The sequence below is a fragment of the Tardiphaga sp. 285_C5_N1_2 genome, assembly GCF_052076065.1.
GTDB classification, from domain to species: Bacteria; Pseudomonadota; Alphaproteobacteria; order Rhizobiales; family Xanthobacteraceae; genus Tardiphaga; species Tardiphaga robiniae.
Genome location: NZ_CP197241.1, coordinates 5,842,572 through 5,855,852 on the forward strand (window position 1 = coordinate 5,842,572; position 13,281 = coordinate 5,855,852).

The following is a 13,281-nucleotide window of genomic DNA, read 5'->3' on the forward strand; positions in this document are numbered from 1 at the left end:
GATGACAGCAGGATGTTTGGCAAAATTCAGTAGCCCAGCGCCAGCGCGATCAGGCCGAGCGTACCGACGATCACGCGCCACCATGCGAACAACGCGAAGCCGTGGCGGGTCACGTAGCCGAGAAAGCTTTTCACCACGATGATCGCGGTGATGAACGACACCACGAAACCGATAGCGATGATCACGCCGTGATCGACCGAGAGATCGGCCCGGCTCTTGTAGAGATCGTAGACGAAGGCACCGACCATGGTCGGGATCGCCAGGAAGAACGAGAACTCCGCCGCTGCGCGCTTTTCAGCACCGAGCAGCATAGCGCCGACGATGGTCGCGCCGGAGCGCGACACGCCAGGAATCATCGCCACGCATTGCGCCAGACCGATCTTCAGATACATCGGCAATGGAAACGTCGTGGCGTCGTGATGTACCGGCTCAAGATCGAGCTGATCGACCCAAAGCAGGATCGCGCCGCCGACGATCAGCGAAAAGCACACGACCCACGGATTGAACAGATAGCTTTTGACATAGCCGCCCGCAGCCGCGCCGATGATCGCGGCAGGCAGGAACGCGATCAGCACGCCGATCACGAAACGGCGCGCAGCAGCGTCGCCTTTGAACAGGTTCAGCGCGATATGCCATAACTTGCCGAAGTAAAGTGCAAGGATCGCCAGAATGGCGCCGAGCTGGATCAGCACGGCGAAGCTTTTCCAGAAATTGTCCTCGCCCAGATCGAAGAAGCGTTCCGCGAGCAGCAGATGCCCCGTTGAGGAAACCGGCAGGAACTCGGTGACACCCTCGACAATGCCGAGAATCACCGCCCTTATCGCATCAGACATCATCTGCTTATCTGTCCTTCGTCAGTGTGGGCCTGAAAAAGCCGGGTTCTTCTCGCCTATTCCCTTCATTGCTGCAATCGCAAATACCATCACATTCGCGGGTTGCCTCAGAGCCAAGCTTCGCTAGTTTGGCGCGCGCCGCGTGACACTTTTACCACCGACGCAACCGAGACGCTTTCTTAACGACCGCATAACTATCAAGGCCGGCATGTACACGCTTTACCATCACTCGTTCTGTCCGCATTCCCGCTTCATTCGTCTCGTACTCGGCGAATACGGACTCGATCTCACACTGGTGGACGAGCGGCCGTGGGATCGGCGCGAGGCATTTCTGGCGCTCAATCCTGCGGGAACTACGCCGGTGCTGCTCACCGACGGTTTCCCGCCGATTCCAGGCGCCGGAATCATCGCCGAATATATCGACGAGACCCATGGACCGGAGATGGGCGATCGCCGCCTGCTGCCTGTTGCGATGGCGGAACGCATCGAAGTGCGCCGGCTGATGGCCTGGTTCAACGAGAAATTCTTCGAGGAGGCGTCGGGTCCGCTGGTCACCGAACGCATCTACAAGCGCTTCATGAGCGAAGAGGTCGGCGGCGGCGCCCCGGCGATGGATGTGATTCGCGCAGCCACCGCAAATGTGCGCTATCATCTGGCCTATATCGGCTGGCTGGCGCGGACACGCAATTTTCTGGCCGGTGATCGACTGACTTATGCGGATCTGGTCGCGGCAGCTCATCTGTCGGCGATTGACTATCTGGGCGATGTGCCATGGAGCGAGGACGACGCAGCGAAGGCGTGGTACGCGCGGGTGAAATCCCGTCCGTCGTTCCGACCGCTGCTGAGCGAATGGCTGGCGGGCGTGCCGGCATCGCGGACCTATGTGGATCTCGATTTCTGAGCCCATCTGCTGACGATGCAATCGCCACTCTTCCCGCCGATCTCAAGGATACGCTGACGCGCGAGGCGAAGGCGCTTGGCTTCGATTCAATCGGGATCACCGATCCAGATGCCATCGCCGGCGTTCGCGAGCGGCTGCAGGAATTTCTCAACGCCGGCGCCCATGGTGATATGGAGTGGCTTGCCGACAATCCCGACCGCCGCGCCGACCCCAAGGTGATGTGGCAGGACGTTCGCTCCGTCATCATGCTCGGCGTCAATTACGGACCTGACGAGAACCCGCTTGAGATTCTAAAGCAGCGCTCGCATGCCGCGATCTCGGTCTATGCCCGCGGCGACGACTATCATGACCTCATCAAGAAGCGCCTGAAGCTGCTGGCGCGCTGGCTGATCGCGCAGGCTGGCGGCGACGTCAAAGTGTTCGTCGATACGGCCGCGGTGATGGAGAAGCCGCTCGCCGGCGCGGCAGGATTGGGCTGGCAGGGCAAGCATACCAATCTCGTCTCGCGCGAATTCGGCTCGTGGCTGTTTCTCGGCGCGATCTTCACCACGCTCGAACTGCCGCGCGATGCGCGCACCATCGATCACTGCGGCTCGTGCCAGGCCTGTCTCGACAGTTGCCCGACATCGGCCTTTCCGGCACCTTACAAACTCGATGCTCGGCGCTGCATTTCCTATCTCACCATCGAGAACAAGGGCCCGATCCCCCACGAGTTTCGTAAGCCCATGGGCAACCGCATCTATGGCTGCGACGATTGCCTCGCCGCCTGCCCGTGGAACAAGTTCGCTCAGGAAGGCCGCGAGATCAAACTCGCCGCACGCGATGAGTTGCGCGCGCCGTCGCTGGCCGAACTCGCGAAGCTCGACGATGCGGCTTTCCGCGCGTTCTTTACGAAGTCACCCGTGAAGCGTATCGGCCGCAACCGTTTCATCCGCAATGTGCTGATCGCCATCGGCAATTCGAACGACCTATCACTGGTAAGCGATGCGCAGCAGCTGCTGGGCGATGAAAGTCCTGTGGTGCGCGGGGCAGCGATATGGGCGCTGTCGCAACTAATGCCCGCAGACGAATTTGCCGCGCTGGCCACGCAACTCGGCGACGCTGAAAAGGATGGGAGCGTGAACGACGAATGGCAGCTTGCGCTCAGTTCGTCAGGTGTCGCGCCATCTCCGGTCGCGCTTTGAGCGCTTCACCCTGCTTGGCGACGATCTTGGCGATGCGCTCCGGCGCGAAATGCAAATCGACGAAGGCCGGCGCCGTATTGGCCACTTCGTGATAGTTCACGATCTTGCCGTCACGCAGCGTCATGATCGCAACGCCCTCGAACATCGCGCGGCCGCCATTGGCTTCCGGGAGCTTCGAGCGATAACTGAACGTGTAGCGCGCATAGAGCGTGGTGCCGTCGCTGACGGGCGTGTGCATGTCCCAACGAAAATCTTCCGCGGTCCGATAGAACCAGTCGTCGACCATGTCGGCGATTTTCACGCGGCCTTCGAATGCGCCGTAGAAGACGTCGTGATAGACGCCGTCTTCAGTGAACAGCGCAGCGAAGCTTTGGCCGTCACGCTGTTCAACGGCATCGCAAAATGCGCGCAAGAGTGCCGTAGCGTCCATCCGAATTCCTCCCGCTGATTGATCGCTCTTTTCAGGCGAGCCTATTCAACGGTACGGGTGATGCAATCAAAACTCCGCCACAGCCGACAATAGTCGCGCAATGTCCTGCGGGCGCGACAGCCGATGGTCGCCGTCCTGGATCATGGTCAGCACCACATCCTCGCTCGGCAGCCGTTCGGCAACGCGGAAAGCATGCTGCCAGGGCACGTCCGGATCCTGCCTGCCTTGAAGAATCCGCACGGGGCAACCCACATCGATCGCGCTGCCGAGCAGCAGGTGATTGCGCCCCTCTTCGATCAACCGCCGCGTGATCGGATAGGGCTCGCCATATTCCGACGGGCGCAGCCATTGACCGGTGGTCTCGATCTCCGCGCGGATTTCCGGCGAGAAGCCTTTCCACATCAGCTCTTCGGTGAAATCCGGCGCCGGCGCGATCAGCACCAGACCCTTCAGCGTCGCGCGCCCCACTTTGCCGCGTCGGGCCAGCGCGCGCGCCAGCAGGAGTGCCATCCAGCCGCCCATCGACGAGCCGATCACTACCTGCGGACCCTGGCAGGCTGCATCGAACGCCGCGAGGCTATCCTCCAGCCATTGGCCGATGGTGCCATCGACGAAATCGCCGCCGGATTCGCCGTGGCCGGAATAGTCGAAACGCACGCAAGCGCGGCCGTGCTCGGCGGCCCAGGCATCGAGCGCCACCGCCTTGCCGCCCTGCATGTCGGATTTGAAGCCACTCATCCAGAACAGGCCCGGAGCAGCGCCATCGCGGACCCGGATGGCGATCTGGCGGCGGCTACTGCCTGTACCTGCCGTGATGAAAGTGGGGTCGGTCGATACCGTTGTGCTCATCAAACCATCCCTGTTCGACCCTAAAATGCCGCTTGCTGTTTGATTGAGCAGGTCGGGATCGTCAACGTCCATACCATCCCAGGGAACGTCCGCCTCGATGCCGCGTTGCGCTCCTGTCAACCACGGCTTGCAGAACGGGTCTGGGAACTCTATTTGACCCAAGTCAGCCGTGTACTGCGCCTATGGCCTTTCGCGTGACGAAATTGCCTCGTATTTGAGTGATTGACGCTGCGTTGCGTGAGTTTGCTTGCTCCAAACGCCTTATTCCTTCACACTGCGGCCTTCCTAAACAACATTGGAGAGTTACCCATTCGCCGTCCCAACAGAGCCCCGCCCGCCGCAACCAAAGACGGGCCGCGCACCAACGATGAAATTCGCAATCTGCAGATCCAGCTGATTGATCAGACCGGCCTCAACCACGGCACCGTGGAAACCATTGCTGCGATCAAGATGGCGATGGAAGCCGGTATGGATCTGGTCGAGATTTCGCCGAATGTGAGCCCCCCCGTCTGCAAGATCATGGACTACGGGAAGTTCAAGTATTCGGCGCAGAAGAAGGCCGCCGAGGCCCGCAAGAAGCAGAAGATCGTCGAAATCAAGGAGATCAAGCTCCGCCCGATGATCGATGATCATGACTACGACGTGAAAATGCGCGCAATGCAGCGCTTCTTCGAAGAAGGCGACAAGGTTAAAATCACCTTGCGCTATCGTGGCCGCGAAATGGCGCACCAGGAAATCGGTACCAAGCTGCTCGACAAGGTCAAAGCAGACGTCGCCGAATACGCCAAGGTGGAGCAGGACGCGCGCTTCGAAGGTCGTCAGGTGGTGATGGTGCTCGCACCGCGCTGATCGTAGCGGCGACTGACCTTAACGAGGTTGGCAATCAGAAATTTCGGCCCGTCAGATTTCTGGCGGGCCTTTTTCTTTGGGAGAGTATTCGGAGATCGTTCGGAGCTGGGCGGCTCAGCCCGAAATGAGGGCGAGTGCACCGGCCAGCGCGAGAGCCGCGGCGAGGCCAGCGGCTGCGAACATCCAGCGGGTGGCGGTCTGAGCAGCAGCATCTTGCTGGATGGCAACCGCCTTTGCGGCGGCACGTGCATTCCGGGCCATTGTCGTCGTCCCTCTGTTTCTCTGGTCCGGATCACATAGGCATCCGGGGCGCGTCGGACCAGTCTGAAGCCATGCGCTAAACAGAGTGTTGAGCCGCGTTAATCGTTGCCATCGGAGCATTCCTCTGCCATAAGCGCAACCTTCGTCGCCCGGCTGATTAAGGGCTGCCGTGTCGACGACTGTGCTGACTTTCCGCAAACGGCGGTTAGTTGAGCATTTTCAACGCTCTAACGAGCATTTTAGCCGACGCAACGCCTTTCGGGGCGCTTTCTGCGTGGCCATAGGAGAGCCAAATGCCCAAGCTGAAGACCAAGTCGGGCGCTAAAAAGCGCTTTAAAGTCACCGGAACGGGTAAGGTCATGGCCGCCCATGCCGGTAAACGCCACGGTATGATCAAGCGGACGAAGAAGCAGATTCGTCAGCTCCGCGGCACCCGCGTGCTGTTCAAGACCGACGGCGACAACATCAAGCAGTACTTTCTGCCAAACGCCTGATCGCCCTTACGCCGCTTCATTGCGGCGGATATCACCCCTTTTGTTATTTCAGATGAAGGAGATCAGTCATGGCTCGCGTAAAACGCGGTGTGACGGCTCACGCCAAGCATAAGAAAGTCTACAAGGCCGCCAAGGGTTTCCGCGGTCGCCGCAAGAACACCATTCGCGCCGCAAAGGCCGCCGTCGACAAGGCCGGCCAATATGCGTTCCGCGATCGCAAGCGCAAGAAGCGTACGTTCCGCGCGCTCTGGATCCAGCGTCTCAACGCTGCCGTCCGTCCGCTCGGCATGACCTACAGCGTGTTTATCAACGGTCTCGCCAAGTCCGGCGTGACGGTCGACCGCAAGGTGCTCTCGGATCTCGCGATCAACGAGCCGGCGGCGTTCAACGCGATTGCTGAGAAGGCCAAAGCTGCACTCGCAGCCTAAGCCAGCAAAGGCCGCACTGGCGGCCTGAGCTCTCCACTCCGCGTATTCATCGACATTGTCATGGCCGGGCAGAAGCGTTCACGCGCTCCTGTCCCGGCCATTGACGTCTTAATCCCTGTGATACCCGTGCTGTAGAAGCTGGTGCCCGGCCTTCCGTCGGACGCGCAGACAGCAAGAGGCGCCCGCCTCTCTCATCGAGGTTGCTGATGTCCGATCTGACGACGCTCCAACAGACTATTCTGGCCGATATTGCCAATGCCTCCGACGAAGCCGCCCTGGAAGCCGTGCGCGTCGGCGCGCTCGGCAAGAAGGGTTCGATCTCCGCGCTGTTGTCGACTCTCGGCAAGATGACGCCAGAAGAACGCAAGACCGAAGGCGCGGCCATCAACCTGGCCAAGGACACCGTCACGCAAGCGCTGACCGCGCGCCGCGATGTGTTGAAATCCGCAGCCCTCGATGCACGTCTCGCTTCCGAGACCATCGACGTGACGCTGCCGCTGCGCGATGGCCCCGCTGAACTCGGCCGCATTCATCCGCTCAGCCAGACCTGGGACGAATTGACGACGATCTTCGCCGACATGGGCTTCGCCGTCGCCGAAGGTCCGGATATCGAGACGGACGACTACAATTTCACCAAGCTGAATTTCCCCGAGGGCCATCCCGCCCGCGAGATGCACGACACCTTCTACTTCAATCCGAAGGAAGACGGTTCGCGCCTGCTGCTGCGCACGCACACATCACCGGTGCAGGTACGCACCATGCTGAGCCAGCAGCCGCCGATCCGCGTGATCTGTCCGGGCCGCACCTATCGCAGCGATAGCGACCAGACTCACACGCCGATGTTCCATCAGGTCGAAGGTCTCGTCATCGACAAGGGTTCGCATCTCGGCCACCTCAAATGGATCCTGCACGAATTCTGCAAGGCTTTCTTCGAGGTCGACAACGTCAATATGCGCTTCCGTCCGTCGTTCTTCCCATTCACGGAGCCGTCGCTGGAAGTCGATATCCAGTGTCGCCGCGACAAGAACGAGATCCGCTTCGGCGAAGGCGAAGACTGGCTCGAGATTCTCGGCTGCGGCATGGTGCATCCGAATGTGCTACGCGCCTGCGGCATCGATCCCGATGTGTATCAGGGCTTCGCCTGGGGCATGGGCATCGATCGTATCGCGATGCTGAAATACGGCATGGCCGACCTGCGTCAGCTGTTCGAAGGCGACGTGCGTTGGCTCAATCACTACGGCTTCAAGCCGCTTGAAGTACCGACTCTGGCCGGAGGACTGAGCACGTGAAATTCTCGCTCTCCTGGCTGAAGGATCATCTCGAGACCGACGAGTCGCTCGAGACGCTGACCGACAAGCTCACCATGATCGGGCTCGAGGTCGAACATATCGACGATAAGGCGAAGCTGCTGAAGCCGTTCACGATCGCCGAGATCGTCACAGCCGTGCAACATCCCAATGCAGATCGGTTGCGCGTCTGCACCGTGAATGCCGGCGATGACAAGCTGCTGCAGATCGTCTGCGGGGCGCCGAATGCGCGCGCGGGACTGAAGACCGTCCTCGCCAGGCCTGGTACTTTTATCCCGGGTAAGGATTTCACCATCGGCCTCGGCAATATCCGCGGCGTCGAAAGCCAGGGCATGTTGTGCTCGGCCGGCGAACTCGGACTCCCCGACGCGATCGACGGCATCATCGAACTGCCCGCCGATGCGCCCGTCGGCGCGATCTATCCCGACTGGGCCAAACTCGGCGATCCCGTCATAGAAATCAACCTGACGCCCAATCGTCAGGACTGCACCGGCGTGTCGGGCATTGCGCGCGATCTCGCCGCGGCCGACATGGGCGTGTTCAAGAATCCCGGCATCAAGCCGATCAAGGGCGAATTCCCCTGCCCGGTGAAAGTCACCGTCGAAGACGCCAAGCTGTGCCCCGGCTTCGCACTGCGTCTCGTGCGCGGCGTCAAGAACGGCCCATCGCCGGAGTGGCTGCAGAAGAAGCTGACCTCCATCGGCCTGCGCCCGATCAATGCGCTGGTCGACATCACCAACTTCCTGACCTTCGACCGCGCCCGTCCGCTGCATGTGTTCGACGCCGCCAAGGTGAAGGGCGATATCGTTGTCCGCCGCGCACGTGACGGCGAGACGCTGCTCGCGCTCGACGGCAAGACCTACACGCTCGACAGCAAGGCCTGCGTCATCGCCGACGACAATGGTGTCGAGTCGCTCGCCGGCATCATGGGCGGCGAAGCGTCGGGCTGTTCGGAAGACACCACCGATGTACTGATCGAATCCGCGCTGTGGAACGAGATCAATATCGCGCAGACCGGCCGCAGGCTCGGGATCAATTCCGACGCGCGTTATCGGTTCGAGCGCGGCGTCGATCCGGTCTTCATGGTGCCCGGTCTCGAACTGGCAACCAAGCTAGTGATGGAACTGTGCGGCGGCGCACCGTCGGAGAGCATCGTCGTTGGCAAGCCCTACGGAGACGACCGTATCATCGACTTCCCGATTGCCGAGGTGAAGCGCCTCGCCGCCATCGACGTACCATTCCCGGAGATGCGACGCATCCTGACGCATCTCGGCTTCATGGTGGCCGGCAGCGGCCCCGTGGTGAAGGTCGCAGTGCCGTCATGGCGTAGCGACGTGACCGGCAAGGCTGACATCGTCGAAGAAGTCATGCGCATCTTCGGCGTCGACAAGGTGCCGATGACGCCGTTCCCGCGCGGCGATGCCCCGCGCAAGCCGGTACTGACGCAGATCCAGCAGCGCACCCGCCGCGCCAAGCGTGGACTGGCCGCGCGCGGCCTCGTCGAGGCCGTGACATGGTCGTTCATCTCGAAGCCGCATGCCGAAGTGTTCGGCGGCGGCGCGCCTGAACTGGCGTTGGCCAATCCAATCGCCGCCGATCTCTCCGACATGCGGCCGAGCCTGTTGCCCGGACTGATCGCAGCCGCTCAAGCCAATGCGCATCGCGGTTCGTCCGACCTAGCGCTGTTCGAAGTCGGCCAGATCTTCCGCGGCGATCGCCCGCAAGATCAGTTCATGGCTGCATCCGGCGTGCGGCGTGGCCTCGCCTCGTCGGCTGGCAGCGGCCGTCATTGGTCAGGCGCCAGCGCTGCGAACGCACTCGACGCCAAGGCCGATGCCTTTGCAGTTCTCGCAGCCGCAGGTGCACCGATGCAGGCGCTGCAGATCGTCGCCGGTGGCGCGAACTGGCTGCATCCCGGCCGTTCGGGTACGATCCAGATCGGACCGCAGAACGTCCTCGGTTATTTCGGCGAGTTGCACCCGCGCACGCTCGAAGCACTCGGTGCCGACGGCCCGTTGATGGCGTTCGAAGTGATCCTCGATCGCATTCCCGACGCCAAGCAGAAGGCGACCCGCGCCAAACCGACTTTGGAGCTCTCGGCGTTCCAGCCTGTGTCACGCGACTTCGCCTTCATCGTCGATCGCAAGGTCAGGTCCGGTGACATCCTCCGTGCGGCAGCCGGCGTGGACAAGAAGCTGGTCACCGATGTGACGGTGTTCGACGTCTATGAAGGCAAGGGCATCGACGACGACAAGAAGTCCGTCGCCATCGCCGTGGCCATGCAGCCGCGCGAGAAGACCCTGACCGATCAGGAAATTGATGCGGTGGCAGCGAAGATCGTGGCGGAAGTAACGAAGAAGACGGGCGGCACGTTGCGCGCATGATGGAATCACTCGGCCTGGTCCAGTATTCGACCACGTCGCTCGTTTTTATCACCGTCACCGCCTTCATCGCCGGACTGGCCCGCGGGTTTTCGGGCTTCGGTTCGGCGCTGATCTTCATGCCACTCGCCTCAAGCGTGGCCGGCGCGCAGGTCGCATCGCCCTTGCTCCTGCTGATCGACTTCTCGACCACGCTGACGCTGATCCCGAACGCCGCAAGACGAGCCGACAGGCGCGACGTCAGCATCATTTCGCTGGGCGCACTTATTGGCGTGCCACTTGGCACGATGGCCTTGGCCTGGGCCGATCCGCTAACCGTTCGCTGGGGCATCGTCGCACTGATCGTCACGATGCTGACGCTACTGATCTCCGGCTGGCGCTATCCCGGTAAGCCGACCGTTCCAGTGACGGTCAGTGTCGGCGGCGTCGCCGGCTTTTTTGGTGGCTTGGCGCAACTCGGCGGCCCGCCGATAGTGATGTATTGGCTGCGAGACGCGGCAGTCGCTGCCGTCACCCGCGCAAATATCATCCTGTATTTCGCGGTCGCAGACGTCTTGATCATCATCAGCTATACGATCGGCGGATTGTGGAGCACGGCCATCCTTGGGCTCGCGGTAGTCACCGGCCCCCTGTTCGGCCTCGGCCTGTGGATTGGCTCGAAACTGTTCGGCAAGGCTAGCGACGAGCTGTTCCGCAAGATCTGCTACGCCCTAATAGCCGTCTCGGCGCTGATCAGCCTGCCGCTGTTCGACGGCATATTTCACTGACGCTTGCGTGACTTGCGGCGCCAGCCGCCGCGGCGCTAGGGTCTCTCCAATTCAAGAACAACGGGAGAAGACCATGATCGATCGTCGCGACATGCTGAAGTTTGCCGCTGCCGGCGCCATGGTCCTCGCGGCGCGCCCCGCGCTGGCGCAGACGCCAGCAAAACCGCGCACCAGGATCATATTTCTCGGCACCAAGGGCGGCCCACGCGTCGGCGTCGGTGCATCCAATCCCGCCAACCTCGTTGTCGTCAACGACACGCCATTCGTGATCGATTGCGGCATGGGCGTCAGCCGGCAACTGGTCAATGCCGGCGTGCCGCTTCCCTCGGTGAAGTATATCTTCATCAGCCACCACCATTCCGATCACAATCTGGAATACGGCAACTTGTTCTACAATGCTTGGGCCGCAGGCCTCTCGACGCCGATCCACTCGTTTGGTCCCAAGGACATCGAGGCAATGACCCGGACTTACTGGGAGTTGAACAAATTCGACGTTGATACCCGCATCGAAGATGAAGGCCGCCCCGATCCGCGGCCGTTGCTCGTTGCCAAGGATATCACCGAGGATGGCGTGGTGCTGCAGACCGCCGACGTCAAGGTGACAGCGTTTCGCACTCCGCATCCGCCGATCGTCGACAGCTTCGCCTACAAATTCGAGACGCCTGACGGCGTCATCGTGTTCTCCAGCGACACCGCCTACAACCCGAGGCTAGCAGAGTTCGCCAAGGGAGCGGACGTGCTGGTGCATGAGGCACTTTACGTGCCCGCTGTTGCCCGGCTGGTGATCAAGACGAAGAACGGCGCAACGCTGAAAAAGCATTTGATGGAAAGCCACACCACCACCGAGGATGTCGGCCGCATCGCCGCCGCGGCTGGCGTGAAGGTGCTGGTGCTCAGCCACTTCGTGCCGGGCGACGATCCCGAAGTCACCGACGAGGACTGGATCTCGGGCGTGCGAAAGAATTTTTCCGGCAAGATCATCGTGGCCAAAGATCTGATGCAGCTGGCGCTACCGGTGTAGCGCCAATAGCAGCCTCACGTCGCGGCTACTCCAACCCCGCTCCGCTCGACCGCTGACGCCGCTGCTTCGTCCGCACCGGCTTGTCTGGTTCCGGCTCTTTCATTGCGCCGATCTTCTTGAGCGCCGCCTCTGCTGCGCGCTCGCCGCTTTCCCATGCGCCATCGACCGTGCCCCACAATGTTTCGTGCGTGGCTTCGCCGGCAAGGAACAGATTGCCCATAGGCTCAGCCAATACGCGGCGCGAGGCCTGGCCACCCGGTGCGGCCCCCGACATGGCTCCGAGCACGAATGGCATCGTATCCCAGCGCGTCGTTGCAGAACGCTTGATCGCCGGTTTGATATCGGAGCCGAACAGCTTCGTCAGCCATTCAACGGCGAAAGCCACCATCGCGGCCTCGCCCTGAGTTGCAAGGTCGCGGCCGAATGCGCCCGCGACATCGACGGTACACAGCGATGACCCGCCAATGTTCGCAAACAGTGCACCGGTACGTGTGCTCGTGCTTTGCTCGACCATCAGCTCATCGCGACCCAGCCCGAGCGGATTGCCAGTAAACTGTAGCGCGATACGGTCATAGCTGCCGAGGCTGAGTTTTGCCGCCGCGTCGAGCTGCCGCTTTGGCAGTTCCGGCGTGAACTTGATTGTCCCCGACGACAACACATTGCTTGATGCGGTGATGATCACCGCCCGCGCCGCAATGCGCCCTGACGCCGTCTCAACGCCGATGTCGCGTCCGCTCCAGGTCACGCGCGTCGCAGGGGTCGACAGCGCCACCGGAACGGCCTCGCCGAGCTTACCCATCAACGCCCCGAGCCCCTGGCGCGTGGCAACATCGATGGCGCGATCCTGCGCGCGCGAAAGATCCAGCGTCGAGAGATCCTTGAGGTCCTTGCCGGTCGCATAGGCTCCGAGCACGAAATCGATCGTGCCCGCCCAGTCCCCGAGATCCTTCGGCAGCGCCGCGGCGCAGGAGATGTCGGCGCGGCGCGCTGCCTCGTCGATGGCGCGATTGGCCCGCACGACCGCGGCGAGCAATTCCTCGGTCTCGCCGGCGCGGGCATTACGACGGCCGATGCGCAGCTTCTGACTCGGCGGCGATGGCGCGACATCGATTCCCACCGGCCGGGCAAGCTTCACCACTGCGTTGGTTTCCGGCGTGTGCAGCCAGCGCGCGCCGCGATCGAACGGGGCGTCGAAACTTGTCGCGTCTGTCATGCACCGTCCGCCAATCCGGCTGGAGGCCTCGACCACGATCACCTTGCGATTGGCCGCCTGGATGCGACGCGCCGCAGCGATGCCCGCAGCGCCCGCGCCAATCACGACAATGTCAGCATCCCGCGGCAGCGACGCGGCCAATGTCCTTGCGCCGAACAGCGGCACAAGTGTCAATGCTGCGGACGCCGACAGGAAATCTCGGCGTGAAATCGTCATGACATGGTTTCCGAAATTTTATGATGCATGAGAACGTCTCGCGAACCTTGCCGTATTCGAGGGTGTGCGGCAACCGTCGTGGTGAATGAATTGTCACCAGCGCCGCGCGGGCATGAACCAAATTGCAATGGCTCTCGACCATGATGG

General features: G+C 61.7%; 14 protein-coding genes. 9 read left to right on the forward strand and 5 right to left on the reverse strand.

Translation table 11 applies throughout. The annotated features are described in order from the left end of the window. Positions 1 to 26: 26 nt before the first annotated feature. Complete coding sequence (locus AB7951_RS27645; protein ID WP_170849629.1) at positions 27 to 836, reverse strand: undecaprenyl-diphosphate phosphatase; 810 nt, start codon at positions 834 to 836, stop codon at positions 27 to 29. A 205-nt stretch (positions 837 to 1,041) separates the two neighbouring features. On the opposite strand from AB7951_RS27645, the gene AB7951_RS27650 reads away from it, so the two are divergent. Both AB7951_RS27650 and queG read left to right on the forward strand, forming a co-directional pair. Beyond that, complete coding sequence (locus AB7951_RS27650) at positions 1,042 to 1,734, forward strand: glutathione S-transferase family protein (protein WP_068730287.1); 693 nt, start codon at positions 1,042 to 1,044, stop codon at positions 1,732 to 1,734. Continuing rightward, on the forward strand, positions 1,683 to 2,918 hold the full coding sequence (queG, locus tag AB7951_RS27655) for a tRNA epoxyqueuosine(34) reductase QueG (protein ID WP_120287713.1): 1,236 nt from the start codon (positions 1,683 to 1,685) through the stop codon (positions 2,916 to 2,918). Before AB7951_RS27650 ends, queG begins: the two co-directional genes overlap by 52 nt. On the opposite strand, the gene AB7951_RS27660 is transcribed toward queG, so the two are convergent. Both AB7951_RS27660 and AB7951_RS27665 read right to left on the reverse strand, forming a co-directional pair. Beyond that, positions 2,878 to 3,348, reverse strand: a complete 471-nt coding sequence (locus AB7951_RS27660) for a nuclear transport factor 2 family protein (RefSeq protein ID WP_120287712.1) — start codon at positions 3,346 to 3,348, stop codon at positions 2,878 to 2,880. The genes queG and AB7951_RS27660 overlap by 41 nt on opposite strands. Before the next feature lie 66 nt (positions 3,349 to 3,414). Next, positions 3,415 to 4,197: an alpha/beta fold hydrolase gene (locus AB7951_RS27665; RefSeq protein ID WP_120287711.1), complete on the reverse strand. Its 783-nt coding sequence runs from the start codon at positions 4,195 to 4,197 to the stop codon at positions 3,415 to 3,417. A 309-nt stretch (positions 4,198 to 4,506) separates the two neighbouring features. Here AB7951_RS27665 and infC point away from each other — a divergent pair, with 309 nt between their 5' ends. Further along, the gene (gene infC / locus AB7951_RS27670) at positions 4,507 to 5,046 is read left to right on the forward strand and encodes a translation initiation factor IF-3 (protein ID WP_086936983.1); all 540 of its coding nucleotides are present in this window, start codon (positions 4,507 to 4,509) and stop codon (positions 5,044 to 5,046) included. Between the two features lie 114 nt (positions 5,047 to 5,160). On the opposite strand, the gene AB7951_RS27675 is transcribed toward infC, so the two are convergent. Further along, on the reverse strand, positions 5,161 to 5,307 hold the full coding sequence (locus AB7951_RS27675) for a hypothetical protein (RefSeq protein ID WP_158596733.1): 147 nt from the start codon (positions 5,305 to 5,307) through the stop codon (positions 5,161 to 5,163). Between the two features lie 293 nt (positions 5,308 to 5,600). On the opposite strand from AB7951_RS27675, the gene rpmI reads away from it, so the two are divergent. From rpmI to AB7951_RS27705, 6 genes are all read left to right on the forward strand, one after another. Beyond that, positions 5,601 to 5,801 carry a 50S ribosomal protein L35 gene (gene rpmI / locus AB7951_RS27680; RefSeq protein WP_068730283.1) on the forward strand — a complete coding sequence of 67 codons (201 nt, stop codon included), beginning with the start codon at positions 5,601 to 5,603 and terminating at the stop codon, positions 5,799 to 5,801. Between the two features lie 68 nt (positions 5,802 to 5,869). After that, complete coding sequence (gene rplT / locus AB7951_RS27685; protein ID WP_068730282.1) at positions 5,870 to 6,229, forward strand: 50S ribosomal protein L20; 360 nt, start codon at positions 5,870 to 5,872, stop codon at positions 6,227 to 6,229. Positions 6,230 to 6,435: 206 nt separating this feature from the next. Then, positions 6,436 to 7,518: a phenylalanine--tRNA ligase subunit alpha gene (gene pheS, locus AB7951_RS27690; RefSeq protein ID WP_089263024.1), complete on the forward strand. Its 1,083-nt coding sequence runs from the start codon at positions 6,436 to 6,438 to the stop codon at positions 7,516 to 7,518. Further along, a complete protein-coding gene (pheT, locus tag AB7951_RS27695) occupies positions 7,515 to 9,920 on the forward strand; it encodes a phenylalanine--tRNA ligase subunit beta (protein ID WP_120287710.1) in 2,406 nt (801 codons plus the stop codon). The genes pheS and pheT overlap by 4 nt, the downstream gene beginning before the upstream one ends. After that, positions 9,917 to 10,684, forward strand: coding sequence for a sulfite exporter TauE/SafE family protein (locus AB7951_RS27700; protein WP_244558212.1), 768 nt, complete (start codon positions 9,917 to 9,919; stop codon positions 10,682 to 10,684). Before pheT ends, AB7951_RS27700 begins: the two co-directional genes overlap by 4 nt. A gap of 73 nt (positions 10,685 to 10,757) precedes the next feature. Continuing rightward, positions 10,758 to 11,705 (forward strand): MBL fold metallo-hydrolase, encoded by a 948-nt coding sequence (locus AB7951_RS27705; RefSeq protein ID WP_441256099.1) that lies wholly within the window; start codon positions 10,758 to 10,760, stop codon positions 11,703 to 11,705. Between the two features lie 25 nt (positions 11,706 to 11,730). Here AB7951_RS27705 and AB7951_RS27710 read toward each other — a convergent pair whose 3' ends face one another. Continuing rightward, the gene (locus AB7951_RS27710) at positions 11,731 to 13,134 is read right to left on the reverse strand and encodes a flavin monoamine oxidase family protein (RefSeq protein WP_120287708.1); all 1,404 of its coding nucleotides are present in this window, start codon (positions 13,132 to 13,134) and stop codon (positions 11,731 to 11,733) included. Positions 13,135 to 13,281 lie beyond the last annotated feature (147 nt).

Bases quoted from the DNA above. Each gene is read 5' to 3' on its own strand.
- AB7951_RS27645 (WP_170849629.1), bottom strand. From the start codon at position 836: ATGATGTCTGATGCGATAAGGGCGGTGATTCTCGGCATTGTCGAGGGT.
- AB7951_RS27650 (WP_068730287.1), top strand. From the start codon at position 1,042: ATGTACACGCTTTACCATCACTCGTTCTGTCCGCATTCCCGCTTCATT.
- queG (WP_120287713.1), top strand. From the start codon at position 1,683: ATGGCTGGCGGGCGTGCCGGCATCGCGGACCTATGTGGATCTCGATTT.
- AB7951_RS27660 (WP_120287712.1), bottom strand. From the start codon at position 3,348: ATGGACGCTACGGCACTCTTGCGCGCATTTTGCGATGCCGTTGAACAG.
- AB7951_RS27665 (WP_120287711.1), bottom strand. From the start codon at position 4,197: ATGAGCACAACGGTATCGACCGACCCCACTTTCATCACGGCAGGTACA.
- AB7951_RS27675 (WP_158596733.1), bottom strand. From the start codon at position 5,307: ATGGCCCGGAATGCACGTGCCGCCGCAAAGGCGGTTGCCATCCAGCAA.
- rpmI (WP_068730283.1), top strand. From the start codon at position 5,601: ATGCCCAAGCTGAAGACCAAGTCGGGCGCTAAAAAGCGCTTTAAAGTC.
- rplT (WP_068730282.1), top strand. From the start codon at position 5,870: ATGGCTCGCGTAAAACGCGGTGTGACGGCTCACGCCAAGCATAAGAAA.
- pheS (WP_089263024.1), top strand. From the start codon at position 6,436: ATGTCCGATCTGACGACGCTCCAACAGACTATTCTGGCCGATATTGCC.
- AB7951_RS27700 (WP_244558212.1), top strand. From the start codon at position 9,917: ATGATGGAATCACTCGGCCTGGTCCAGTATTCGACCACGTCGCTCGTT.
- AB7951_RS27705 (WP_441256099.1), top strand. From the start codon at position 10,758: ATGATCGATCGTCGCGACATGCTGAAGTTTGCCGCTGCCGGCGCCATG.
- AB7951_RS27710 (WP_120287708.1), bottom strand. From the start codon at position 13,134: ATGACGATTTCACGCCGAGATTTCCTGTCGGCGTCCGCAGCATTGACA.